The organism is Halobacillus mangrovi (assembly GCF_002097535.1).
GTDB classification, from domain to species: Bacteria; Bacillota; Bacilli; order Bacillales; family Halobacillaceae; genus Halobacillus; species Halobacillus mangrovi_A.
On sequence record NZ_CP020772.1, the window covers coordinates 1,462,173 to 1,487,308 of the forward strand.

At 41.4% G+C, this 25,136-nt stretch carries 18 protein-coding genes; 16 read left to right on the forward strand and 2 right to left on the reverse strand.

Going from position 1 to position 25,136, the window contains the following annotated elements; genetic code table 11:
- The first annotated feature begins 351 nt into the window (after positions 1-351).
- The 6 genes from nirB (HM131_RS07015) (at position 352) to HM131_RS07040 (ending at position 9,396) form a co-directional block, all read left to right on the forward strand.
- Positions 352-2,706, forward strand: a complete 2,355-nt coding sequence (nirB, locus tag HM131_RS07015) for a nitrite reductase large subunit NirB (protein WP_085029078.1) — start codon at positions 352-354, stop codon at positions 2,704-2,706.
- A gap of 53 nt (positions 2,707-2,759) precedes the next feature.
- Positions 2,760-4,895 carry an assimilatory nitrate reductase catalytic subunit NasC gene (nasC, locus tag HM131_RS07020; protein WP_085029079.1) on the forward strand — a complete coding sequence of 712 codons (2,136 nt, stop codon included), beginning with the start codon at positions 2,760-2,762 and terminating at the stop codon, positions 4,893-4,895.
- Positions 4,896-5,028: 133 nt separating this feature from the next.
- The gene (gene nirB, locus HM131_RS07025) at positions 5,029-7,440 is read left to right on the forward strand and encodes a nitrite reductase large subunit NirB (protein WP_085029080.1); all 2,412 of its coding nucleotides are present in this window, start codon (positions 5,029-5,031) and stop codon (positions 7,438-7,440) included.
- 18 nt (positions 7,441-7,458) lie between these two features.
- Positions 7,459-7,782 (forward strand): nitrite reductase small subunit NirD, encoded by a 324-nt coding sequence (nirD, locus tag HM131_RS07030; RefSeq protein WP_085029081.1) that lies wholly within the window; start codon positions 7,459-7,461, stop codon positions 7,780-7,782.
- Positions 7,783-7,836: 54 nt separating this feature from the next.
- Positions 7,837-8,619: a uroporphyrinogen-III C-methyltransferase gene (gene cobA, locus HM131_RS07035; protein ID WP_085029082.1), complete on the forward strand. Its 783-nt coding sequence runs from the start codon at positions 7,837-7,839 to the stop codon at positions 8,617-8,619.
- 15 nt (positions 8,620-8,634) lie between these two features.
- Positions 8,635-9,396, forward strand: coding sequence for a sirohydrochlorin chelatase (locus HM131_RS07040; RefSeq protein WP_085029083.1), 762 nt, complete (start codon positions 8,635-8,637; stop codon positions 9,394-9,396).
- Positions 9,397-10,274: 878 nt separating this feature from the next.
- Here the strand turns inward: HM131_RS07040 and HM131_RS07045 are convergent.
- Positions 10,275-10,931 (reverse strand): DUF4396 domain-containing protein, encoded by a 657-nt coding sequence (locus HM131_RS07045; protein WP_085029084.1) that lies wholly within the window; start codon positions 10,929-10,931, stop codon positions 10,275-10,277.
- A gap of 153 nt (positions 10,932-11,084) precedes the next feature.
- Here HM131_RS07045 and HM131_RS07050 point away from each other — a divergent pair, with 153 nt between their 5' ends.
- The 10 genes from HM131_RS07050 (at position 11,085) to HM131_RS07095 (ending at position 24,003) form a co-directional block, all read left to right on the forward strand.
- Positions 11,085-11,402: a metal-sensing transcriptional repressor gene (locus HM131_RS07050; RefSeq protein ID WP_085029085.1), complete on the forward strand. Its 318-nt coding sequence runs from the start codon at positions 11,085-11,087 to the stop codon at positions 11,400-11,402.
- Between the two features lie 12 nt (positions 11,403-11,414).
- The gene (locus HM131_RS07055; RefSeq protein ID WP_085029086.1) at positions 11,415-13,820 is read left to right on the forward strand and encodes a heavy metal translocating P-type ATPase; all 2,406 of its coding nucleotides are present in this window, start codon (positions 11,415-11,417) and stop codon (positions 13,818-13,820) included.
- 24 nt (positions 13,821-13,844) lie between these two features.
- A complete protein-coding gene (gene copZ / locus HM131_RS07060) occupies positions 13,845-14,042 on the forward strand; it encodes a copper chaperone CopZ (RefSeq protein WP_085029087.1) in 198 nt (65 codons plus the stop codon).
- A 285-nt stretch (positions 14,043-14,327) separates the two neighbouring features.
- The gene (locus tag HM131_RS07065; RefSeq protein WP_085029088.1) at positions 14,328-15,722 is read left to right on the forward strand and encodes an aspartate aminotransferase family protein; all 1,395 of its coding nucleotides are present in this window, start codon (positions 14,328-14,330) and stop codon (positions 15,720-15,722) included.
- A 4-nt stretch (positions 15,723-15,726) separates the two neighbouring features.
- On the forward strand, positions 15,727-17,253 hold the full coding sequence (locus HM131_RS07070; RefSeq protein ID WP_085029089.1) for a pyridoxal phosphate-dependent decarboxylase family protein: 1,527 nt from the start codon (positions 15,727-15,729) through the stop codon (positions 17,251-17,253).
- Positions 17,250-19,019, forward strand: a complete 1,770-nt coding sequence (locus tag HM131_RS07075) for an IucA/IucC family protein (RefSeq protein WP_085029090.1) — start codon at positions 17,250-17,252, stop codon at positions 19,017-19,019. Before HM131_RS07070 ends, HM131_RS07075 begins: the two co-directional genes overlap by 4 nt.
- Positions 19,012-19,605, forward strand: a complete 594-nt coding sequence (locus HM131_RS07080; RefSeq protein WP_085029091.1) for a GNAT family N-acetyltransferase — start codon at positions 19,012-19,014, stop codon at positions 19,603-19,605. The genes HM131_RS07075 and HM131_RS07080 overlap by 8 nt, the downstream gene beginning before the upstream one ends.
- On the forward strand, positions 19,568-20,923 hold the full coding sequence (locus HM131_RS07085; protein ID WP_085029092.1) for a lysine N(6)-hydroxylase/L-ornithine N(5)-oxygenase family protein: 1,356 nt from the start codon (positions 19,568-19,570) through the stop codon (positions 20,921-20,923). Before HM131_RS07080 ends, HM131_RS07085 begins: the two co-directional genes overlap by 38 nt.
- Positions 20,924-20,955: 32 nt before the next feature.
- Positions 20,956-22,764, forward strand: coding sequence for an IucA/IucC family protein (locus tag HM131_RS07090; RefSeq protein ID WP_085029093.1), 1,809 nt, complete (start codon positions 20,956-20,958; stop codon positions 22,762-22,764).
- A 33-nt stretch (positions 22,765-22,797) separates the two neighbouring features.
- Positions 22,798-24,003 (forward strand): aspartate kinase, encoded by a 1,206-nt coding sequence (locus HM131_RS07095; RefSeq protein ID WP_085029094.1) that lies wholly within the window; start codon positions 22,798-22,800, stop codon positions 24,001-24,003.
- 69 nt (positions 24,004-24,072) lie between these two features.
- Here the strand turns inward: HM131_RS07095 and HM131_RS07100 are convergent, their stop codons facing one another.
- Positions 24,073-25,029, reverse strand: coding sequence for an arginine deiminase family protein (locus HM131_RS07100; protein WP_085029095.1), 957 nt, complete (start codon positions 25,027-25,029; stop codon positions 24,073-24,075).
- Between the last annotated feature and the right edge of the window lie 107 nt (positions 25,030-25,136).

Genomic DNA, 25,136 nt, shown 5'->3' on the forward strand with positions numbered 1-25,136 from the left:
TAGTAATAGCTTGATTATTTCAAATATTAAAACTTTGTCACGTAGTATGTAAGATTTTATAACATTAACATTATTCTGTACTAACTCATATTAAAGACTTCATTGCTCATTTTTTTTATGCCTTCTATTAACGGGCTGTAGGGTTATTTAACAATCTAAAGACTATGAACAGATGGAGAAAGTTTATCAATTAAGAGTAAACAAAATCTTCAAGTAAGAGTAATTTGTTAGATTTTCTTACACAACGTATGACACAAGTATATAGCCATGCTAATCTTTTAGTTAAATTTAAATATTCTGAAATCATCTGAGGTAATGGCTAACTTCTTTTAATTATATGGAGGTTTTTTTATGGGAAGTCAAAAACTGGTTCTAATTGGGAATGGTATGGCCGGCGTCCGATGTATTGAAAACATATTGAAAGAAGCTCCAGCAGCTTTTGATATCACTATTTTTGGAAGTGAACCCTATGGGAATTACAGCCGTATTATGCTTTCCTCTATCTTACAAGGAGACACTACGTATGAAGAGATTATGCTTAATCCTATTGACTGGTACGAAGAGAACGGCATTGATCTTTTTACAGGTGAAAGCGTCATTTTTATTGATAAGGAAAAGAAAACAATAGAGACAGATAAAGGGAGGAACGTACCTTATGACAAACTAATTATCGCCACTGGGTCTTGCCCGGTTATTCTGCCACTGAAAGGAGCGGATAAAGAAGGAGTGTTTTCCTTCCGTACAATAGAAGATTGTCGGCGCATGACTGAAGCAGCAAACTCTTATAAAAAAGCTGTCGTGATAGGTGGGGGAGTGTTAGGGCTTGAAGCTGCCAGGGGCTTATTAAATCTAGGAATGGAAGTTCATGTGGTTCATCGATCCCAATACATAATGCAAAGACAGTTGGATGAACATGCCTCAAACATGCTGCAAAAAGAATTAGAAGGTCAGGGGATGAACTTTCTCCTTAATAAAGATTCAGAGGAGATCCTTGGAGAGACACGTGTAGAAAAACTCCGGTTTAAAGATGGAACCGAAATAACGACAGATTTAGTCGTAATGGCCGTAGGAATTAATCCAAACGTTCAATTGGCAAAAAGGAGCGGCATAAAAACAAACCGCGGCATTATAGTTGATGGTTATCTTGAAACCAATTGCTCTGATACTTACGCTCTAGGAGAGTGTGCGGAATACGAAGGAATGACTTATGGTTTAGTGAAGCCTCTATATGAACAGGGAGAAGTGCTGGCAAGAAAATTATGTAAGCATTCCAGCCCTCCCTATCAGGGGTCTACCCTGTCTACACAATTGAAGATTTCTGGCGTTGATGTATTTTCAGTTGGTCAATTTTCACAAGATGACACAACCCAAGTCATCCAATATCAAAACGAGATTGAAGGCGTCTATAAAAAAGTTGTGTTTCAAGGATCCAAAGCAGTGGGCGCTGTCTTATTCGGAGATACGCGTGAAGGCCCAAAATTAGTGGATACGATTGTGAAAGAGAAGGTCATAGCTGATAAGGACAAAGCTTCCTTGTTGGAATCAGCAAATCCTTCAAATTCTCATGTGGCAAACTTACCTGTAACTGAGCAAGTCTGCGCTTGTAATGCTGTATCTAAAGGGGTAATTATCAAAGCTGTTCAAGAAAATAATCTGAAGACAGTTGAAGAAGTGAAAAGATGTACAAAAGCTTCCGGTTCCTGTGGCGGCTGTAAGCCCTCAGTATCTGAACTCTTAACCTATATTCAAAGTGATGACTTTAATGAAGAAGTACAGGTGGCTTCTTTATGTTCCTGTACCACGCTAAGTGAAGATGAAGTCGTAGAAGAAATACAATTGAGAGCTTTGGGGAGTCTTAATGAAATAATGGATCAACTGAATTGGTCAACTGAAGAAGGGTGCTCTAAATGTCGTGCTGCCTTACTTTATTATTTAGAAATGATCCATCCATGGTTTGAAAATAGTGAAGATACTTTATATGTAAATGAGCGAATGAATGCTACTTTCCAGGACAACGGTACTTACACCGTCGTTCCACAAATCCATGGGGGAAGACCGGATATCGATCAACTGAAGAAAATTACATATGCAGCTGAAAAGTATCCATCCATAGAGGTAGTTGTTGCCAGTGATCAGCGTATCCAGTTGTCTGGTGTGAGAAAAGATCAGCTAAATAATGTATGGACGGATTTGAATATGCCATTGTATGCCCGTGAATTTAATAAAGTGGCGCCAATTCAAACAAGTGACGGGGGAAATTTGTGTAATTGTGGTGATTACAAATTTTTAGAATTAGTGAAACGTCTAGAACAAAAAACTGTTCTTTTAAAAACTCCATTCAGGATAACTATAGGTATTTCTTTCTGCTTTCATGACGGAGCAGATGCTGCACACAAAGATCTTGGAGCCATAAGAGTAGCGGATAAGTGGGAGATTTATGTAGGAGGGAGCGTCGGCAAAGAGGTTAGGCAAGGTCGTTTACTGAGTGTAGTTGGAACGAATGAGGAAGTTCAGGAATTTATGTTTAGTTTTATTCAATATTATCGTGAGTCGGCCCGTTACTTGGAGCGTTCCTGGCAATGGATTGAACGAGCCGGACTTGTCCATATAAGAGAAGTATTATTCAATGAAGAAATTCGAGCTGAGTTACTAACAAGGATGGACAAAGACAGAATTCAAAGAAATAGGTCTCTAGTAAAGATGTGATGTGAATTAAATTGCATTGATAAAAGCTTTTGTACTTTAAAGGAGAAGATAATGTGACCCAGTTAATGCTCAAGTATTTTCGTGATCAACAGAAGAAGCTAGAAGCAGAAAACACGTATGATACCCAGTGTCCCTTTTGCAGCATGCAATGCAAAATGCAATTAATTGAGCAGAAAGGTGTGGGGAGGAAAACTTATAAAGCGGTGGGCAAAGACAACCCCACCTCACAAGGACGGCTCTGTATAAAAGGAATGAATGCTCATCAGCACGCGCTGCACAGAGAACGTATCACTCAGCCAATGTTGAAGGAAGGTGGAGAGTTCAAGCCTATTACATGGACAGAAGCGTTAAACTGTATCCGATCTAAATTCAATGGAATACAAGAGACTGACGGTTTAAATGCTGTTTCCGTGTACGGCAGTGCCTCGCTTACCAATGAAGAGGCTTACCTATTAGGGAAATTTGCTCGGGTAGCTTTGAGAACGAAGCACATCGATTACAACGGCCGCTTATGTATGGCGTCAGCCGCAACTGCGGCAAATCAAGCGTTCGGCATGGATCGAGGATTCGCGAATTCTTTGCAGGAAATCCCACATACGCGTTGTATCATTTTAGCTGGTACAAACATAGCTGAATGCCAGCCTACGATCATGCCTTACTTTGAAAAAGCGAAAGAAAATGGGGCTTACGTTATTGCGATCGACCCACGCGAAACACCCACTACTGAAATTGCCGACTTGCATTTAAAAAATCAACCAGGATCAGATGCCGCTCTCGCCAATGGCCTCCTAAAAATCATCATTGAGAATCAATTTATAGATAGAGAATTTATTCGGCAACGTGTAAGTGGATTTGATGATGTTGCTCGCCACCTTTCTGCTATTAGCTTAGAGGATGTGACAGAACACACTGGAATTTCAAAAGAGGATCTGTATCAGGCTGCCAGTACTTTTGGCCAAGAAGAGTCAGGGATGATATTCACAGCTAGAGGAATCGAGCAGCAAACGGACGGAACAGCTGCGGTGCGTGGTTTTTTAAACATTCTTTTGGCTACAGGAAAGATAGGAAAGCCCTATTCAGGATATGGAGCTGTTACTGGTCAGGGGAATGGGCAAGGAGCACGGGAACATGGTCAGAAGGCTGATCAACTTCCAGGTTATCGCTCGATTGAAAATAAAGAAGACCGCAAGTATGTGGCAGATGTATGGGGAATCAAAGAAAATGATCTGCCTGGTAAAGGAGTCAGTGCCTATGAAATGTTCGAAAAGATGGACGAGGGAACTATAACTGCCTTGTTCCTAATGTGTTCCAATCCTGTGGCTTCAAATCCTAATGCAAATTTTGTAAAGAGAGCGATAAAGAAACTTAAGTTCTTTGTAGCTGTCGACCTATTTATTTCTGAGTCAGCTGAATTGGCTGATTTAATACTTCCTGCGTCCTCTTATTTAGAGGACCAGGGGACGATGACTAATATTGAAGGCCGGGTGACGTTGAGAGAGGCAAGTCGACCTGTCCCGGGACAGGTGAAGCATGATTGGCAAATCATTTGTGACATTGCGAAGGTGCTTGGCAAAGAGGAATATTTCTCTTTTGCTAATGCGGAAGAGATTTTTAATGAGTTGAGGTTGGCAAGTAAGGGGGGCATTGCAGATTATTATGGGATCACCTATAACAAATTAAGAAATCTAAACGGCGTTTTATGGCCCTGTCCTGATTTAGAGCATGAGGGAACGGAAAGATTGTTCCAACATTCATTTGCTCATGAAGACGGGAAAGCCAAAATGAAAATTATATCTAATAAAGCTCAAGTTCATAAAGATGAAGCCAGTGACATGTTTCCGCTCATCTTAACCACTGGGCGAGTAATGTCACATTATCTAACAGGAGAACAGACGAGGAGAAGTTCGTCTTTGGCAGCGAGGGAGATAGAATCATGTATGGAGATTCACCCTTCAACAGGAGAAAAGTACGGGGTGAAAGACAAGACGCTCGTTAAGATTGAATCATCACAAGGGCGAATTGTTGTCCGTAGCAAATGGAGCAACAAAGTTAGTAAGGGGACCGTATTTGTTCCTTTCCATTGGGGTGATACACAGAATGTCAATCAACTCATCTCGGATAAATTGGATCCAGATTGCCGTATGCCAGGCTTCAAAGTGGTTGCTGTGAAGATAAGTCCTTATATGTAAAAAAGCTTCCTTAAAATAATGTGTCAGGTTTTCTGACATAAGAATTGAATGACCTAAGAACTGACCATACAATGAATAGTAATAATTGAAATTATTCAAAAAATTAACACTATTTATCTGGAGGTTCTGCTACATGGCAAAGCAAAAACTAGTTCTTATTGGGAATGGTATGGCAGGAATAAGGGCGATTGAAGAAGTTCTTAAATTATCACCAGAAAAATTTGAGATTACTGTGTTCGGAAGTGAACCCTATCCAAATTATAACCGAATTGAATTATCTAAAGTTTTGCAGGGAGATACAAAAATTGATGATATCACGCTAAACAGCTGGCAATGGTACGAAGAAAACGATATCCTGCTCTATCCCGGAGAGACCGTAACTGTCATTGATAAGGATAGACAACGCATTTATACAGATAAGGATCGTCAAGTTGATTTCGATAAGTTAATCATAGCTACAGGATCTGTCCCCTTTATGCTTCCACTCCCTGGGGCAGATAAAGATGGGGTTACAGCATTTCGGGACATTAAAGATTGTGAAAACATGATGGATTGTGCGAATCAATACAAAAAAGCAGTGGTGATCGGCGGAGGGCTGTTAGGTTTGGAAGCGGCTCGGGGGCTATTGAACCTTGGTATGAAGGTGGACGTCGTACATATAGCTGATTATTTGATGGAAAGGCAGCTGGATAAAACAGCAGGTAAAATGCTTCAAAGTGAGCTTGAAGAACAAGGGATGAATTTTCTCCTGGAGAAGCAGTCAGCTGAAATTACAGGTCAGGACCGCGTAGAAGGCCTCAAATTTAAAGATGGAGAAGAAATCGAAGCAGATTTGGTCGTAATGGCTGTCGGCATTAGACCTAACATCAGCTTAGCTAAAGAAAGTGGGATTCCTGTCAACCGAGGCATCATTGTCAATGATTATTTAGAAACTCAGGTTCCAAATATCTTTGCTGTTGGGGAGTGTGCAGAGCATAGAGAGATGGTCTATGGGTTGGTGGCACCATTGTATCAGCAAGGGAAAGAAATGGCACTCAAGATTTGCGAGTTAGAAGGGGAAGGTTACGAAGGGTCCGTCTTATCCACGCAATTGAAAGTATCAGGAGTGGATGTATTTTCTACCGGAAAAATCAATGAAGATGAGGGAACGAAATCAATTAAAGTGTTTGACGATTGGAAAGGTATTTATAAGAAAGTCCTTATTGATGACGGGAAAATTACAGGAGCTGTGCTATTCGGTGATACCAAGGATGGCAATCGTCTCTTATCTCTTATCAATAAAGAAGCCCCAATTGAAGAATACACAGATACTGACGGTGCTGACGCAGCGGGAACGAATTTGGTTGCGGAAATGCCAGATGAAGAGATTATATGTGGATGTAATGGAGTGACAAAAGGAACCATTGTTGAATCCATAAACAGTCAAGGCCTCTCAACTGTAGAACAAGTGAAAGGCTGTACAAATGCCTCTAGATCGTGCGGAGGATGTAAATCGTTAGTATCGGAACTCTTAGAACATACCTTGGGAGATGAATTTGATCAAAACCATAAAGAATCAATTTGTGCTTGTACGACTCTTTCAAAAGAGGAAGTAGTCGAAGAAATTAAAGCAAAAGGACTAACCCACACAAAAGAAGTTATGAATGTTCTTGGTTGGGAGTCAGAAGAAGGATGTTCCAAGTGTAAACCTGCTTTGAACTATTACCTTGGCATGCTTAATCCTAAAGAATATCAAGATGAAAAACAATCCCGCTTTGTAAACGAACGTTTGCACGCGAACATCCAAAAGGACGGTACGTATTCAGTCGTACCTCGGATGTACGGAGGAGTAACCAATTCGAATGATTTAAGAAAGATAGCCGATGTGGCAGATAAATATGAAGTGAAATTAATCAAAGTCACGGGAGGTCAACGTTTGGATCTGCTTGGGGTACAAAAAGAAGATTTGCCGCAAATTTGGTCTGAATTGGACATGCCCTCCGGGTCTGCTTATGCAAAAGGACTGCGAACAGTGAAAACATGTGTTGGAGCTGACTTTTGCCGATTCGGAACTCAGGATTCTATCGGGCTAGGAGTTCGCTTGGAAAAGAAATTCGAAGGTCTAAATACCCCTCACAAAGTAAAAATGAGTGTATCTGCCTGCCCTAGAAACTGCGCAGAGGGATCGGTCAAAGATATAGGGGTTGTCGGGCTGGATGGAGAGTTTGAAATCTATGTTGGCGGGAATGGCGGCACGCATATGAGGAAAGCAGAATTGTTAAGTAAAGTGAAAACAGAGGAAGAAGTTATAGACACTTCAGCCGCGTTTTTACAATATTACAGGGAGGATGCTAATTATTTAGAGCGAACATCAGCATGGGTGGAAAGAGTCGGTCTTGATCAGATCAAATCCGTCCTATCAGATAAGAAAACGTTCATAGATTTAAACCATAGAATGAATGAAGCATTGTCTGTTCTTAAGGACCCATGGAAGGAAGCGTTGGAAGATCAGAACATTCTAAAAGATCTCTATCAAAATGTAAAAGTACCTTCAGGTTCTCACTAATCTAGAGGAGTGGTTTCGATGGAAACGTTGCTAAATGAAGTCTTTGTTGCAAAAGTAGAAGATTTGCCTGAAAAGATTGGAAAGACCACAGTAGTTGGCGATCTTGAGCTCGCTATATTTAAATTGGATAATGGCAAAGTCCATGCGATAGAAAATCGTTGTCCTCACAAAGGTGGCGTATTAGCTGAAGGGTTGGTTAGCGGCGAGCATGTTTTCTGCCCGATGCATGACTGGAAGATTAGCGTCAAAAATGGAAAGGTACAGGAACCAGATGTGGGTTGTGTTCAAACGTTTGAGGTGGCGATAAAGAACGAGGAAGTATATGTCCTATTGCCCGAGTAGTAAGAGATTGTCAGCTTACTTAGTGAAGTGTATACAAATTTGAGGAGGAATGATATGTCAAAGGTGTACCTAGTTGGAGCTGGACCAGGAGATGCAGAATTGATTACAGTTAAAGCTCTGAAGTGTATTCAAAAGGCTGATGTGATTTTATATGACAGGTTAGTGAATGAAGATCTGCTTGAGGAAGCTAAATCTGATGTAGACCTAGTCTTTTGCGGGAAGCATCCAAAGTTTCATATTATAAAACAGGAAACGATCAACCATCTGCTAGTGAAATACGCTAAACAAGGAAAAACCGTGACACGGCTGAAGGGTGGTGATCCGTTTGTGTTTGGAAGAGGGGCTGAAGAGGCAGAAGAATTAGCCAAGCACGGAATCTCCTTTGAGGTTGTTCCGGGGATTACTTCTGGAATTGCTGCGCCTGCTTATGCTGGAATTCCAATTACTCATAGAGATATGGGAAGTTCATTTGCTGTAGTCGCAGGACATCGATGTAAAGGAAAGCATGAGGAAGTGGATTGGAAAAGTTTAGCCAAAGGTGTGGATACACTGGCCATCTACATGGGGGTCAGCAACCTTCCATACATACGCGAACAACTCCTTCTGAATGACAAAAACAAGGGGACTCCTGTCGCTCTCATTGAACAGGGGACCACCGAGCATCAGAGAGTTGTATCGGGGACACTCGATAACATTGTCGATATAGTAGAAAAGTCAAAAGTTAAGAACCCTGCAATGATTATAGTAGGAGAAGTCGTACGTTTTCGAGACCGTCTCCATCAACTGAGCTTATTAAACCACAATCCAGTTCCTGAGACAGATGTTATAGAAGCTTGAGAAGGGAAGGTTAGAATGGAAGCAGTGCTTTATGTTGGTCATGGAAGTCGTATGAAGGGAGCAGTGGATGAGGCAGCTCATTTTATAAATAAGGCTATGAAATTAGTGGATACCCCCATACAAGAATATTGCTTTTTGGAACTATCAGGACCTGATATTAAAGAAGGTGTTAATAATTGCGTGCAGCGAGGAGCAACTTCTATTACTGTTGTTCCAGTCTTATTATTAACTGCTGCTCATGCAAAAGTAGATATTCCTCATACATTAAATAAAGTCGCTGTGAGCCACCCGGATTTGAAGTTTACTTACGGGAGACCGCTCGGGGTTCAGGAAAAAATCATTGATGCTTTAATTGAAAGAATTAAAGACCGAAAAATCATTACAAACGATATGGATATTCTGCTGGTAGGGCGTGGGAGCAGCGATAAGGATGCAGTGCAAGATATCTGTACGATTGCAAAGCTCCTGAAAAAAAGGACTCATGTAAACAGTGTAGAGGTTTGTTTTCTGGCAGCTGCCTCCCCCCGTTTTGAGCCAAAAGTGAAGAGGGCAGCAAAGCAAGGAAAGAAAAATGTTATCATTCTTCCTTATCTATTATTCACAGGGGTCTTAATGACTTCGATTCATAAAACTGTTAATGAGCTTAGTTTGTCTCCGGAACAGAGCTTTATTGTTAGTGAATATTTAGGCGATCATCCTAATCTTTATCATTTACTAAAAGACCGTGTGTTTGAAGCGAGGAAAAGTTGTTTTACAGTAGACGTGAAGCATAGTTGAAATATGCAGCCGTCCCATAGTGGGGCGGTTTTTCACATTAATAAAATGTTCTAATAAAAAGCTCAGTTAAAAGTTGAGATTAATAATTTAGTGATTTGTTCAACTAAATAGCAGGATAGTGGAAGACTCGATTTCGATGTGCTGTGAGCTTTCCGTTGCCCTAAGTAGAATTTGGAGGTCCGAGAAATCACTCGCTTTCCGTGGGCATGTGCTGAGCCTTCTCGAGCTAAAGCTCTCCGGGTTCTCACCTATCATGTTCATCCCACAGGAGTCTCGCGATTTCTCAGACCTCCTTACGGCTGTTGGGAGAAACGAAACGTTATTGGTACCGAAAATCTATCTGTAACTTAGGAAATCAATGCCTCCTTACTCCTGTTAAATGGGGCCGTTCATTACACTATAGATGAGTTGTTTTCCAGCCAACCTTACGCCTATTACGCAACGGCGCTGAGAATATCTTGAATTTAAGTCTTCAGGATAAGGAGGCATTTTTTGTAGATGGATTGAGGAATATCAATAAAAAGAAGTATGCTTCCGCTGCTAGGGGGTGATGGAAGCATACTTTACAAGTGGTTTCATTGAATAGATTACTTATCAAATAAGAGAATGTTTTATAGCAAAATAGCTTTTCCAAAGACAAAGCTTATTTTGCTACCCACATCTTTACCGCAAGGACTAAAAATGAGAATACATTAACATTTTTTGTTCTTCGGATAGTTAAGACCTCCCAATTATCTGAATGTTTTGATTAATATAAGATTACCATGTGACTTACAAGCTTAAAACCTTTCTGTGAGGAAACCTTACAAGGAAAATTGAATAAAAAAAGCTTGAGGGGAGAAAACCTCAAGCTTTTCTAAGTATATAACAATATATCTTTACATCTCCTCTTTTATTCCTTTTCTAACGAGTACCCAGTTGGCTGGATAACTTGTAATAAAACCTAAGATCATCGCGATTTGCATCATAAACCAGTATGTCGCTTCATTTGGCTTCGGCGGTTCACTGAACAGAACAAAATGGACAATGGCCATCCATCCAAACATCCCGACTTCAAATGCTATTAAAGAAACGGAGTCCGCTTTAACGGCTGCTTTAATAGCTCCCATTACGCCTTGTTCCTTGTTCATAGGGTATATGGCGTAGAATTGAAAGATGATACCGAAGATATACGCCAAAATGAATTCAACTACATAGTGGGCGAATAGAACGGAACCTGCTATCATTAGACCTGTAAGAGCAACAATCGGAACGCCGACCGCATCACCGAATGTACACCCAGCTGAGCAGTGGCTTGTGGATACGAATACTTTAGCTGGACGGCCGCGGCGGTCTTCTTTTTCATTGTCTTTTGCTTTTAAACGGCCCCATTTGAAATAGGTCCAGAGAGCAATCGGGCCGAAAAACCATCCATTGATCGGCCACACGAAATTCATAACCTTCATCATTTGAGGATGTCTGATCACATCAACTATGATAATGATAGAAGATAGGATTCCAATTCCTAATGCTATCCAAGAAATAAAAGCTAACATCCAATCACCTCAGAATTTTTATTGTACTTATAACCGATACCCCCTAAGTGTATAAAATAAAACATTCCAGCATTAACTAATTATATTGAGGCTGATTTGTTGACTGTAAATACCTATGCGGGGTATATTAAAGACTAACAGGAGGAAAAAAATATGTGTGAACATACATTACCAGAGAATAGCGGAAAAAAGCCCGCAAAACCTAGGACAGATGAAGAGAAACAAGCGGTCATGAATCGATTGAAACGAATAGAAGGTCAAGTTAGAGGTATTCAAAAGATGGTAGAAAATGATCGTTATTGTGTTGATGTTCTTGTGCAAATCTCAGCGATCAATAAAGCTTTGAATAAAGTGGGATATTCCCTATTAGAACGACACACTCATCATTGTGTCGCAGGAGCCATTAAAAAAGGTGAAGGGGAAGAAGCCATTGATGAGTTGATGAAAGTGATTCAGCAATTCTCCAAATAAGGAGGTTCAAACATGGGTCAACAAAAAGACATGGCCATTGGAATAACAGGCATGACCTGTTCGGCATGTTCTACGAGAATTGAAAAAGTCCTAAACAAAATGGATGGTGTCGAGGCAAACGTCAATTTGACAATGGAACATGCAACAGTAAAATATGATCCTGAACAAGTTGAGCCTGAAGACATTACGGCCCGTATTGAGAAACTCGGATATGGGGTGCAGAAAGAGCGCGTTGAACTCGATATTCACGGCATGACGTGTTCAGCTTGTTCTTCTCGTATTCAGAAGGTACTGAACAAAGCAAGCGGAGTTGACCAGGCCACCGTGAATTTAGCCACGGAAGCAGGGGTTGTCGAATATGATCCTAGCACCATTTCCGTTGATGATATCATTGCAAAAGTGAAAAAACTTGGATATGAAGCGGTTGTAAAAAAAGATAGAGAAGAGCAGGCAGATCATAAGGAAGAAGAAATTAAGCGGAAAAAGCGGCAGTTATGGATATCTGCTCTTCTTTCCTTGCCTCTTCTTTACACAATGATTGGTCATTTCCCATGGGATCTTGGCATTCCAGTCCCACATCTATTTATGAATCCTTGGTTCCAATTTGTTTTAGCAACACCCGTTCAGTTTTATATCGGAGCACCTTTTTACAAGGGTGCATACAGAGCGCTCAGCAATAAGAGTGCGAATATGGATGTTCTTGTTGCTTTAGGAACTTCTGCTGCTTATTTTTACAGTGTTGTAGAAGCAATCAGGTGGCAGTTAAACCCAGGTCTTGAACCTGAGCTTTACTTTGAAACTAGTGCGGTACTGATTACGCTTATTTTAGTTGGGAAACTATTTGAAGCGTTAGCCAAAGGCAGAACGACCGCAGCGCTTACGAAGCTTCTGAGCCTTCAGGCAAAAGAAGCGACAGTGCTGCGAGACGGAATAGAAGAAAAAATCCCTGTAGATCAAGTTCAGGTTGGAGATGTATTATTGGTGAAGCCTGGAGAGAAAATACCCGTAGATGGTATGGTCATAAAGGGTGCATCCTCCGTTGATGAATCCATGATTACAGGTGAATCCATTCCTATTGAGAAAAATGAAAATGATCCGGTCATTGGCGCTACCATCAACAAGAATGGGACCATCCAAATGAAAGCTGAGCGAGTAGGAAAAGATACAGCGCTTTCCGGTATCGTAAAGATAGTTGAAGAGGCTCAAGGTTCTAAAGCTCCTATACAGCGAACAGCTGATGTCATATCCGGGATTTTTGTCCCGATTGTTGTTGGGATTTCTGTTCTGACCTTTATCACCTGGTATTTTGTTGTATCTCCAGGCGAGTTGCCGCAAGCGCTTGAGGCAGCCATTGCTGTTCTGGTTATTGCCTGTCCATGTGCACTCGGACTCGCCACACCGACATCCATCATGGTTGGAACGGGAAAAGGGGCAGAACAGGGCATTCTGTATAAAGGCGGGGAGTATCTAGAAGGAACTCATCGTTTAACTACCGTTTTACTTGATAAGACGGGGACAGTTACAAAAGGTCAACCGGAAGTGACGGATTTTGTTGCTTTTCATAATGATGAAAGCTCTCTGCTTAAGGATGTCATCGCTGCTGAAAAGGCTTCAGAACATCCTTTGGCTGAAGCCATCGTTTCCTATGGAGCAGAAAAAGGTGTCGAGCCGCAAGAAGCTTCAAATTTCGAAGCGATACCTGGCTACGGCATTCAAGCAGATGTTGAAGGACGACGGGTTCACATCGGTACACGAAAACTTATGGAACTCGAGAACCTTTCTCACGAAGAATATAATGCTACTCTTTCTGGTTTAGAGGAAGAAGGCAAGACGGCGATGCTCATAGCGGTAGATGGAGTCATAAAGGGCTATGTAGCTGTGGCAGATACAGTGAAAGAAACGTCTAAACGAGCGATTCAAGAAATGAAAAAACTTGGCCTTGAGGTGTATATGGTAACGGGTGACAATGAGCGTACAGCACGTGCGATCGCGTCCCAAGTAGGGATTGATGGAGTATTTTCTGAAGTGTTACCTGAACAAAAAGCTGAAAAAGTCAAAGAATTGCAAAGTCAAGGGCAGAAAGTGGCTATGGTCGGCGACGGAATCAACGATGCTCCGTCTCTAGCGACAGCTGATATTGGTATTGCCATTGGTACAGGTACTGACGTTGCCATCGAGACCGCGGATATCACCTTGATGGGCGGCGATCTCATGCATTTAAGCAAAGCAATCGTTCTTAGTCGGAAAACGATAAAGAATATACGTCAAAACTTGTTCTGGGCCCTTGCTTACAATACGGCAGGTATACCAGTTGCGGCCATCGGATTGTTGGCCCCTTGGGTCGCAGGTGCTGCCATGGCCTTCAGTTCGGTCAGTGTCGTAAGCAACTCTCTTCGTTTGAAGCGAGCCAAAATATAACAACTAAGAAAGGTGGATGGAAGAATGCAAACTACACTAAAAGTTGAAGGAATGACATGTGGGCATTGTGAAAAAGCTGTCAAAGGAGCTCTTGAAGAGCTAGAAGGTGTAGAGAAAGTCGAGGTTCATCTTGACAGCGGTAACGTAGAGGTGTCCCATAGCGGAGTCCGGGAAGATAAAATGAAAGAAGCCATCGAAGAACAAGGATACGATGTGGTTTAATCATAGCAAAAGATAGAGAGAGTGCATGTTCGTCATGCACTCTCTTTTTTTGCTTTAGAGGAGATCGCAAGGTGCTTGTACCTTTGTTCTTTATATACAGGTGTCTTTTGACTTAATTTTTAAAAATTATCATTAGATGGAATAATTTTCTTTGGTTGGCTAAAATCGCTGATGTCATGTAGGTTAAAGCCTTTTTTACACATAGATCAAATGAACCAATATGGACCGAATCAATTGATAATGGTTTTCAATTATTGTTGACATTGATAATCATTATCAATTACTATGTCGTTGAAGCAAACAGCGAGGAACAAAAAAGGAGTTGACCCTATGAATACTCAAATCTCTATTTCAAATAAACAATTACTTCGTCAGCAAGAAAAGCGCGAATCCAATGCACGTTCCTATCCCAGACGAATCCCTTTGGCTATTAAGAAAGCAGAGGGAGTTTACATTACGGATGTGGAAGACCGAACATATATTGACTGCTTAGCAGGGGCAGGAACACTTGCGTTAGGGCATAACCATCCGGTCGTAATTGAGGCTATGGAAAAAGTGATTCATGACCGGCTGCCGTTACATACGTTAGATCTAACAACTACAGTAAAAGAACAGTTTGTAGACGAACTTTTCTCATCCCTGCCAGAAGGGTTCCGTGAAAGATCGAAAGTACAGTTTTGCGGGCCGACCGGAGGCGATGCGATTGAAGCCGCACTAAAGCTGGCAAAAACAGCGACCGGTAGGCAAAGTATTCTTACTTTCCAGGGCGGATACCATGGAGCGACTCACGGAACGATGTCGATCAGCGGGAATTTGAGTCCTAAGCGAAAGGTCCAAGGATTAATACCGGATACTCATTTTCTCCCTTATCCCTATACGTATCGCTGCCCGTTTGGAAAAGGTGGAGAAGAAGGGCATCAAATAAGCAGCACGTATATCGAGAACCTTCTTGACGATCCTGAGAGCGGTATTCTTCCGCCTGCAGCCATGATCTTTGAAACCGTACAAGGAGAAGGTGGATCGATTCCTGCTCCTGTGGAATGGTTGAAAGAAATGAGAAGAATCACAAAGGAAAGAGGAATTCCACTTATCATTGATGAGGTCCAAACAGGAATTGGGCGTACAGGAAAAATGTTCTCCTTCGAACACGCAGGGATCGTTCCGGATGCTTTTGTCCTTTCAAAAGCCATTGGTGGCAGTCTCCCTCTCTCCGTAGTGGTCTATGACGAATCATTAGATACGTGGGAACCAGGAGCCCATATTGGCACTTTCCGAGGAAATCAGATGGCAATGGCAGCCGGAACCGCTACTTTGAAGCATGTGAAAGAGAACCTATTAGATGTACACGCGGAAAAATTGGGAGCACATCTTCTTCAGTCGTTAAAACAAATTCAGCAGAATGTCCCAGAAATCGGTGATGTACGAGGAAGGGGATTGATGATAGGCGTAGAAATGGTCGATCCATCGCTCCCTCAGAATAGAAGTGGAAGTTATCCTGCCCATCCAGAACTTGCAAGCCAAATCCAGCGTGAATGTTTTAATCGAGGTCTCATTATGGAAGTGGGAGGAAGAAATGGTGCTGTAATTCGTCTTCTTCCACCATTGATCCTTACAGATGAGCAAGCGTATGAGGTTATTAGAATCTTTGATGAAGCTGTAAGGGCTTCTCTAAAGGTGTAAAGCAATGATTACGTCTTTTAAAAATAAAAGAGTTTCAAAAGAGCCAGGACATTACGATTCGTTTTTCCTCCACTCGGGGGAAGAAGGCATTCAGACCTTTAACGAGCAAGTGGATCTTGTGAAAGAGAAACTTCTTACGGTTTTCGAAAGGGCGGATCAACCTTTTAAGGGAAGCACCACAGAGGAAATTAAAAAAGAGCTGCTCCCAATTATGAAACTATCGGGTGAAACGAAACCATTTCAAGAGGTGCTCGACGAAATAGGGGAGGCTGTCTTATCAAACAGCCTTCATGTCAGTCATAAGAAAAGTATTGCTCACTTGCACTGTCCTCCATTGTTAACAGGAGTGGTTGCGGAGCTGATGATCGGTGCTCTTAATCAATCCATGGACTCCTGGGATCAAAGCCCTTCAGCTACTTTTGTGGAGGAAGAACTTATAAAAAGTTTAGCGGAGTATGCCCGAATGCCTGAAACAGCCGACGGAGTCTTTACTAGTGGAGGCACACAGTCCAACTACATGGGACTGCTAATGGCAAGAGATGCTTTTTGTCAGACTTATTGGAACCATAATGTTCAAAAATCAGGCCTTCCTCAAGATCTTGGAAGAATGAGAATCATTTGCGCAGAGGAAGCACATTTCACTGTGAAAAAATCAGCTTCCCAGCTTGGCTTAGGTGAACAGGCTGTTGTTACAGTCCCGACTGATGGGAACCATCGGATGTGTATCAAAAGCTTTGAAAAAATCATCCACCGTTTAGAACAGAAAAACTTACTGCCTTTTTGTGTGGTTGCCACATGTGGAACAACAGATTACGGCAGTATCGATCCTTTAAGTGAATTAGCTGAAATCTGTCAGAGGAAAGATCTTTGGCTGCACATTGATGCGGCTTATGGAGGAGCGCTTCTATTCAGTCATTCTCATTATCAAAAGGTTGAAGGTATGCAGCAAGCGGATTCCATCGGTCTGGATTTTCATAAATTGTGCTATCAGCCGATCAGCTGCGGCCTTTTATTAATCAAAGACCGGAAGCATTTCCAGTGGCTTTCCTTACATGCGGATTATCTGAATCCTGTAAAAGACGAACAAGAAGGCATCGTGAATCTTGTTAATAAATCCGTCCAAACGACAAGAAGATTTGATGCTTTAAAGGTGCTTTTAACTTTAAAAACACTAGGTACAGATTTGTTAGGAAGCATGATTGATACGACAATGGAGCTCGCTGAGTTTGCAGTCCAATACTTGAAGGAGAAACCTGAGTTTACAGTTGAAAATCAGCATCCGGAACTGAACACCGTTGTTTTTCAATACCAGGCAGAGTCTAGTGAGAATCTATGTGAACTAAACCGTCAAATCCAGCAGGTATTGTATCAAAAGGGGAAGGCTGTCATTGCAAAAACATCTGTCCGTGGTTCTACGTACCTGAAATTCACCTTGTTAAACCCTCGTACAACGAGAGAAGATTTGAAGGAAGTTATTGAAGAGATTGAGAGAACGGGGAAGTCCATAATGAACGGAGGTCATCGGGATTGAATCATGCAAAGGAAATTGCTGAACAAGCCACCATGCAAAGTTTTCTAAATTGTTATTTAAGGGAAACAGGAAATTTTGAAAAAGAGGAACGCTATCCTCAGCTGAAAAGGGAGAGCTCAGATCAGATCATCCGGATTGATTTAAACAAGCAACAAACGAACCTGTTTGTTCCTGTAAATTACGAATCACTAACCGGCAGGCATTTATTTTCTTTCCCCTTTTATTATCGGATTGGAAAAAGCGAGGAATTCCACACGTTGGATTATGTCACCATGACGACTCTACTGACTAAAGAATGGCTTGTCGAAAATAAGAAGTCTCTTTCTGAAGATGAATTGCTGTTACGAGTGATCTTAAGTTGCAAAAAAATTAGAACCTATGTTGAGAAGTGCGCAGAAGATCGTTTGCACTTGACGAATGAACAGTTTGATTTTATAGAGGCAGAACAATCGTTATTGTTCGGTCACCTGCTTCATCCCACACCGAAGAGTAAGCAAGGGCTGACGGATAAAGAAGACGAGATCTACTCCCCTGAACAGAAGGGCGAATTCCAACTGCACTATTTCGCTGCCAAGCCATCAATCGTAGACCAGGATTCGAGCATTAAACTCTCTGCCTCAGAGATCATTTTTGAAGATGTTAAAGACTTTGTAGGTCAGGCGCGGCTTCAGAAACTGAGGCAAGAAGAACGAGTGCTTATTCCCGTTCATCCACTCCAAGTTCCGGTGCTTCTTGAGCAAGAATCTGTGCAAAAGCTGCTCACCACTGGAGAATTAGAGGACGTTGGCCAGATAGGTCGCAAATTTACGGCTACTTCTTCCTTCAGAACGGTGTACAGTTCTCAATCGAAGTATATGTACAAATTCTCTGTGCCAGTAAAAATCACCAATTCTCTGCGAGTAAATCAGCGGAAGGAGCTTGCGAGAGGGGTGGAAGTGTCGAGGTTATTAGACACCACGCTAGGAGAAAAGTTGAAGAAGGCCCATCCTCACTTCCGTTTGATTAAGGATCCTGCTTACATCAATGTTCTTCTAGATAAAGAGATTTCAGGTTTCGAAGTCGTGCTACGTGAAAATCCATTTTACACGGGAAACACACAGCAAGCGAGTGTAATCGCCGGGCTCGTCCAAGACTCCGCGTATGGGGAAAAATCAAGGCTTTATTCAATTATACGAAGTGTTGCTGCGCGGGAAGGAAGATCTCATGAAGAAGTAAGTCTGGATTGGTTTAACCGTTATTTAACGGTTACTTTAGATCCGGTCTTATGGTTGTTTTGTCATTACGGCATTGCCCTTGAAGCTCATCAACAAAATTCAATTATTCAATTGAACAACGGTTATCCGGAGTACTATTACTATCGGGATAATCAGGGGTATTATTTCTGCGAATCGAAGGCTGATCAGCTTAAGTCATTGGTACCTGCACTAAATAAAGAAAGTGATACAGTTTGCAAAGATGAAGTAGCAGAAGAGAGGCTGAGATATTACTTCTTTTTCAATCATTTGTTCGGCTTAATTAATGGGTTTGGGACGAGCGGATTAATTCAAGAAGACAAGCTAATGGATGTTCTGAGAGAACGGATCAAGCTTCATCCAGAGATGCGGGTAACAAATACCTTATTAAAAGAAGAAGAGCTTCCTTGTAAAGCCAACTTGCTTACACGTTTCTATGATATGGATGAGTTAGTGGGTCCTATGGAATCACAATCCGTTTATACACAGGTCCCCAACCCTCTTGCTGTAAAGGAGGAAGCGGTTCATGGATAACGATTATGAGTGCTATGACAAGAAACTAAATCAAACAATTACTTTTAGAAAAGTGACATTTGATGACGTTGGAAGAATTCATAAATGGATGAATGAAGACCATGTGCATCCGTATTGGAATTTAAATGTTCCTCTAGAATCTTTTAAAGCCCACTTGAAAAAAGCCTTAGCTGACTCCCATCAGACTCTTTACATGGGATTAGTTGACGGGCAAATGATGAGCTACTGGGAGGCTTACTGGGTAAGAGGGGATGTTGTTGAAAAAACCTATTCCTCTTCTCCTTATGATCAAGGCGTACATCTATTGATTGGTGAGCGTGTATTTCTCGGAAAAGGGTATTCGCTTCCTTTGCTCCGGGAGATGGTCCGCTTTCAATTTCAGAGCTTGAAAACGAAGAAAGTCGTAGCTGAACCAGATATACGTAATGAAAAAATGATTCACGTCTTCAAGAAGTGTGGATTTAAACCGGTAAAGCCTATTCAATTACCTGATAAAACCGGATTGTTAATGTTTTGTGAGCGTGAAGAATTTGAAAAGAGGTGGTCGAATGAACCCTTATGTTACCCCGTCCAGTCAAATCTATGACGTAATTGGAATCGGGCTGGGTCCGTTTAATTTAGGGATGGCTGCACTGCTGGATTCCGTTCCAGATGTAACGTCCTTGTTTTTTGAAAAAGAAAAAGAGTTCAACTGGCATCCAAACATGCTGATCGAGGGTACCACCTTGCAGGTCCCTTTTCTCGCTGATCTCGTTAGCATGGCAGATGTGAAAAGTAAATATAGTTTTCTTCATTATTTACAGGAGCACAACCGGCTCTATCACTTTTATTTCTATGAGAAGTTTCACATCCCACGTAAAGAGTACAACCATTACTGTCGCTGGGTGAGTGAGCAGTTGGAATCTTGTCAGTTCGGGAAAAATGTTCGAGACGTGATCCCTTTTAAGAAGGAAGGAGAACAGGTTTATCAGCTGAACGTTATGGATGAAGACACACAAACAATGACGTCCTTCTTCTCAAGAAACGTTGTGGTTGGCATTGGGACAGTCCCAGCGGTGCCTGAACCTTTTAAGCAACATTTAGGTTCATCGCTCTTTCATACTTCTGATTATTTAGCCAACAAAGCTGATATTGGAAGTAATCAGTCCGTAGTTGTGATTGGGTCTGGTCAGAGTGCAGCGGAGGTTTTCCTGGATGTTGCTCGGCATCAGCAGGAATACGGTGGAAGCCTTGAGTGGTACACGAGATCAAAAGGGTTTTTCCCGATGGAGTATTCAAAGCTCGGGTTAGAGTATTTCTCTCCTGATTATACCGAATTTTTCTATAAACTTCCTCAGACAAAGAAGGATGAACTGATCAAGGAACAAGATTTGCTGTACAAAGGAATCAGTGCGGAAACGATCAGTGATATTTATGACCACCTATATGAAAGATCGATAGGGAATGAACAAGTTTCTATCCATCTACAAGCCATGACAGAAATGACTGATTTGGAAACAAATCATGATAAGTGGAAACTGAAAGGTGTCCATAGGGTTAAAAATGAGGCGGTAATGACAGAAGCAGATATAGTTATTCTTGGGACAGGTTATCAGCCTGCCGTTCCAACTTTTTTGAACACTATGAAGAATTGGATAGAATGGGATGGTTATGGCCGTTATCACGTAAAAAAAGGATATGGGCTAGATACTGCTCTTAAAGGTAGTGGTGAGATTTTTATTCAAAATGGCGAACTCCATACCCACGGCGTAGGAGCTCCTGACTTAGGATTAGGTGCTCATCGGAACGCTGTGATTATCAACCAATTGGCCAAAAGAGAAGTGTACAAGGTTGAGCACAAGAATGTATTTCAATCATTTGAAGCTCATCAACCTGTAAAGCAACCACAATTTTCAATCAACTAAAAATTGATCATTATTAGAAAGGCAGGGATAGGATGCAATATAAAGACGAAGTTCAAACCACTCTTCAGGCATCTAATTGGAAAAAGGTAAATCAAAAATTGATGGCTAAAATGCTGGCTGAATATATGTATGAAGACATGATTCAACCCGTTGTAATTGGGAAGGAAGCGAAGGGTCATTTGTATGAGCTTCAGATCTCACAACAGAAAAAATATCAGTATAAGGCTGAGTCACGTCTTTTTGATAGTTTTGATGTAAAGTGGTGGACGATTAAAAAGATTGATGGATCCAAGGAAATTGATGCTGAGAGTGCGGTTGAATTGTTAGTAGATCTTAAAGAGATCATTGGCATGTCACCAGAAACGACTGGTCATTTGATTAAGGAAATGAACGCAACCTTGATTGCAGATGCTCATTTAATGGAAAAGGAAGCCACTTCCGATAATCTTCTTAACGTGGATTATGCTGACCTTGAAGGATATATGAAAGGCCACCCTTGGATTACATACAACAAAGGGAGAATTGGTTTTGGTTATGATGATTACCTCGCTTATTCTCCTGAGCAGCAAAAAAAGCTGAAACTATCATGGCTGGCTGTCCATCAAAGTCTGGCTAGTTTCCAAACTATTACGGGACTATCTTATCAGGATTTACTTGATCAGGAATTAAGCAAGAATGAAAAACTCCGCTTTGCGGGAGAAGTAGAAAAAGCGGGGCAGGATCCTAACGAATATTATTTCTTCCCTGTGCACGAATGGCAATGGAAGAATGTATTGATTCAGAACTTCCCGGAAGAAATTGCTCATCGTAAGCTTATTCCGTTAGGTGACGGGGATGATCACTATCTCCCTCAGCAATCGATCCGGACATTTGTGAACAAAACTTCAAAACAGAAACATCATGTCAAATTACCGATGAGTATCCTGAATACACTTGTCTATCGAGGTCTGCCAGCTGAACGGACAGTGATTGCGCCTAAGGTGACAGAATTGATCAAAGGAATTCATGAACAGGATTCATTCTTGAAAGATGAATGCAGGGTTATTCTTCCAGGTGAAAATGCGAGTATCAATGTCGATCAAAAAAATTTTACAGCCGTAGAAAATGCTCCTTATCAATACTTAGAGATGCTAGGTACGATATGGAGAGAGAGCATATATACGTATTTAGTAGAAGGAGAGCAAGCGATTACACTGGCAGCTTTACTCCACGAAGATCATAATGAAAAGCCGTTTGTAAAGAGTCTGATAGAAGCGTCGGGTTTAAAAACTGAGGATTGGATGAGCCAGTTCTTCAAGGTGGTCATGGATCCGCTTCTTCACTATCTCTATCAGTATGGAACTGTCTTTTCTCCGCATGGGCAAAATACAATTCTCGTTTTGAAGGAGGCAGTACCGCATCGCTTAGCTATTAAAGACTTCGTTGATGATGTAAATATCACTGACCAAGATTTCCCAGAATTATACGGTCTGTCTTCTGATTTGAAATCAGTTCTTAGAAGCGAGCCCCCAGAAGGATTGACCCAATTTATCTTTACAGGATTATTTATCTGTCACTTGCGTTATTTAAGTCATGTCCTTGAGAATCACAAGCTTCTTCCTGAAAAGGAGTTCTGGGCACTATTAGCAGATGCTATTCACGAGTATCAGGATCGTTTCTCTCATCTGAAGGATCGTTTCGAGCTGTTCGATTTCTTCCAGCCGGAATTAACAAAGCTTTGTCTGAATCGAAATCGAATGGTGGACTATGGGTATTCTGATGGGGACGACCGGCCCCATGCATCCGAATTCGGAAAAGTCTCCAACGCTCTATTTGAATTCAGAGAAAGAACTAACATATAGATTTTATTCGTTATAAAAAAAGGATGATCATCATTGACTATCGTTGTTCAAAAGTATGGAGGGACGTCGTTAAGCACTACAAAAAGGATCAAAGAAGTTACGGAACGTATTTTGGAAGAGAAAAGAAAAGGAAACCAGGTGGTTGTGGTTGTATCTGCGATGGGGAGTTCAACGGATTCTTTAGTAGAAATGTCCAAAGATGTTTCCTCTCATCCTGACCCACGGGAAATGGATATGCTTTTATCAACAGGAGAACAAGTCACAAGCTCCCTTGTTGCCCTTGCTCTCCGGGATCAAGGAGCAGATGCACTGTCCCTAACAGGAGAGCAGGCTGGTATCCATACAGAGGAGACCTTTGGGGATGCCTCTATATCGTTTATTGACACCCCGAAGATAAAAGTTCATCTGGATGAGAACAAAATTGTTGTTGTAGCAGGGTTTCAAGGTGTATCTGAAAAGGGGGAAATCTGCACATTAGGGCGAGGAGGATCAGACACGACAGCCGCTTCTTTAGCTGCAGAGCTTCACGCAGATCGGTGTGAGATCTTTACAGATGTAGAAGGAGTTTTTACGGCTGACCCCAGAGTTGTGAAAGAAGCCAAAAAAATTCCTGAACTTACTTATAAACAGATGCAGGATCTTGCTGATATGGGGGCAGGAGTTGTGCATCCAAGGGCCGTCCTATATGCATATAGAAATAACGTTCCTTTGTTCGTGCGTTCAAGTTTTGATCAACAGGAAGGGACAAGGATTGATCACTTTCGCGAGCAAACGAATGTAACTGGGATTGCAGTAGAAAAAGACTTAACATGTGTGACTATTATAGGTAAGGAAAAGACAAACCTTTCCGAAGAAGCATCGGCAATGATAAAGATAATTGAGGCTGCAGGGATCGCGATAAGGAGAGCGCTGATTATAGAAGATCGGTATTCATTCTCATTTATCATACAAAGCAAAGAACTGAAACAAACTTATTCCCTGTTACAAGGAAGACCATGGATCTCTAAAGTTTCTTATGAGAATAGAGCAGCTGTTTCCATAGTTTTTAGCCATGAGCGTCTAGCAAATGTTAGTAATCGACTAGGTAGGATACTAATGACAAAAAGGGATAGAGCAGATATCATTTTCCACAGTCCCAGAGTATGGCGCATTATTGTACCTGAATACGAATTGGCACTTACAGCACAACTGCTCCATGATGCATTTATAGAAAAGCCTAATTTGTCAATATCTTTATAAAAATAGTAGAACCCGTGGAATTTAAAAGATCCACGGGACTCTTTTCTTTCATAAATTCGTCCTGAGCCCCTATGGTTGCCGTTCAAAAGGCAATGTCATACAGCGGATACCGCCGCCTCCTTTTTCAAGTTCCGTTACATCGACTTCAATCAACTTTTTCTTTTTTAACACCGAATGATGAGAGAAGATCTTCTTGTTCACTTTTGAACTGATAAGCAAAGTTTCTGGATTCAGATTTAAAAAATTTAGGTTTGCAACCGTATCCCTTACATCAGGCTTGACGTCTGCTGTCCAGATAACCTTAAATCCGTGGCGGTTCAAGAATTGTTCCATCATTTCATAGTGCTCTCCATGTTCGTCGACCATTTGAACCGGAAAAAAACGCATGTAACTTTTGGCAAGGAAAAGGTTCTTACCGACAACGTTTCCGTTCATATCTAAGTGCATCGTGTCCCCACGACGGGGAAGATCAATAACACCAATTTCTGAAAAACCTGCATTAAAAATTTCCTCTTTCATCTTTTGAATGCTTGTCATACTTGTTCGTAGTCCTGTATTTATAAAGACAGCATCTTTATTTAGAACTAATACGTCGCCATATTCCAGTGCTTGGACTGAATCATTTGCTTCGATCGGAAAGGTAGAGGAATCAAACCATTTATTAAATAAAAGATGGGACATGACATATTCGGGTCTCCTCATTGATGTACCCGCTTCGCCTGGGAGAAGTTTATTTCCAAATACACACCCTAGATCACGGACAAATACCCGATTAATCAACTGTTTGTGGATCATATTATCTTTTGAAGATAGATAGTCGGAGTAATCAATCACCTTTACGCCTTCTTGCTCCATAACGGAGACCATCACCTGATGGTTTTCTCTAGCTTTATCCTGGCTGACTGGTTTTTCCCACTGTACATCATCCGCTGTTTGTTGATCAGGCACATCGATCTCTGAAGGGCCGCATACGACTACACATTTTAATTCATCTGTTTCATTCCAACAGTTCAAATGTACATCCATTGAAGACCTGCTCCTTTCACTTCACTCTTCCTACTTTCTCCTCACAAGGAGAAAATCATTCGATATCAGCACATATTCATCATGCATTATCTTCAAACTAAAGCAAA

Coding starts and splice junctions, on each gene's coding strand:
- nirB (WP_085029078.1), top strand. CDS start 352: ATGGGAAGTCAAAAACTGGTTCTAATTGGGAATGGTATGGCCGGCGTC.
- nirB (WP_085029080.1), top strand. CDS start 5,029: ATGGCAAAGCAAAAACTAGTTCTTATTGGGAATGGTATGGCAGGAATA.
- nirD (WP_085029081.1), top strand. CDS start 7,459: ATGGAAACGTTGCTAAATGAAGTCTTTGTTGCAAAAGTAGAAGATTTG.
- cobA (WP_085029082.1), top strand. CDS start 7,837: ATGTCAAAGGTGTACCTAGTTGGAGCTGGACCAGGAGATGCAGAATTG.
- HM131_RS07040 (WP_085029083.1), top strand. CDS start 8,635: ATGGAAGCAGTGCTTTATGTTGGTCATGGAAGTCGTATGAAGGGAGCA.
- HM131_RS07045 (WP_085029084.1), bottom strand. CDS start 10,931: ATGTTAGCTTTTATTTCTTGGATAGCATTAGGAATTGGAATCCTATCT.
- HM131_RS07050 (WP_085029085.1), top strand. CDS start 11,085: ATGTGTGAACATACATTACCAGAGAATAGCGGAAAAAAGCCCGCAAAA.
- HM131_RS07055 (WP_085029086.1), top strand. CDS start 11,415: ATGGGTCAACAAAAAGACATGGCCATTGGAATAACAGGCATGACCTGT.
- copZ (WP_085029087.1), top strand. CDS start 13,845: ATGCAAACTACACTAAAAGTTGAAGGAATGACATGTGGGCATTGTGAA.
- HM131_RS07065 (WP_085029088.1), top strand. CDS start 14,328: ATGTCGTTGAAGCAAACAGCGAGGAACAAAAAAGGAGTTGACCCTATG.
- HM131_RS07070 (WP_085029089.1), top strand. CDS start 15,727: ATGATTACGTCTTTTAAAAATAAAAGAGTTTCAAAAGAGCCAGGACAT.
- HM131_RS07080 (WP_085029091.1), top strand. CDS start 19,012: ATGGATAACGATTATGAGTGCTATGACAAGAAACTAAATCAAACAATT.
- HM131_RS07085 (WP_085029092.1), top strand. CDS start 19,568: ATGAACCCTTATGTTACCCCGTCCAGTCAAATCTATGACGTAATTGGA.
- HM131_RS07090 (WP_085029093.1), top strand. CDS start 20,956: ATGCAATATAAAGACGAAGTTCAAACCACTCTTCAGGCATCTAATTGG.
- HM131_RS07100 (WP_085029095.1), bottom strand. CDS start 25,029: ATGGATGTACATTTGAACTGTTGGAATGAAACAGATGAATTAAAATGT.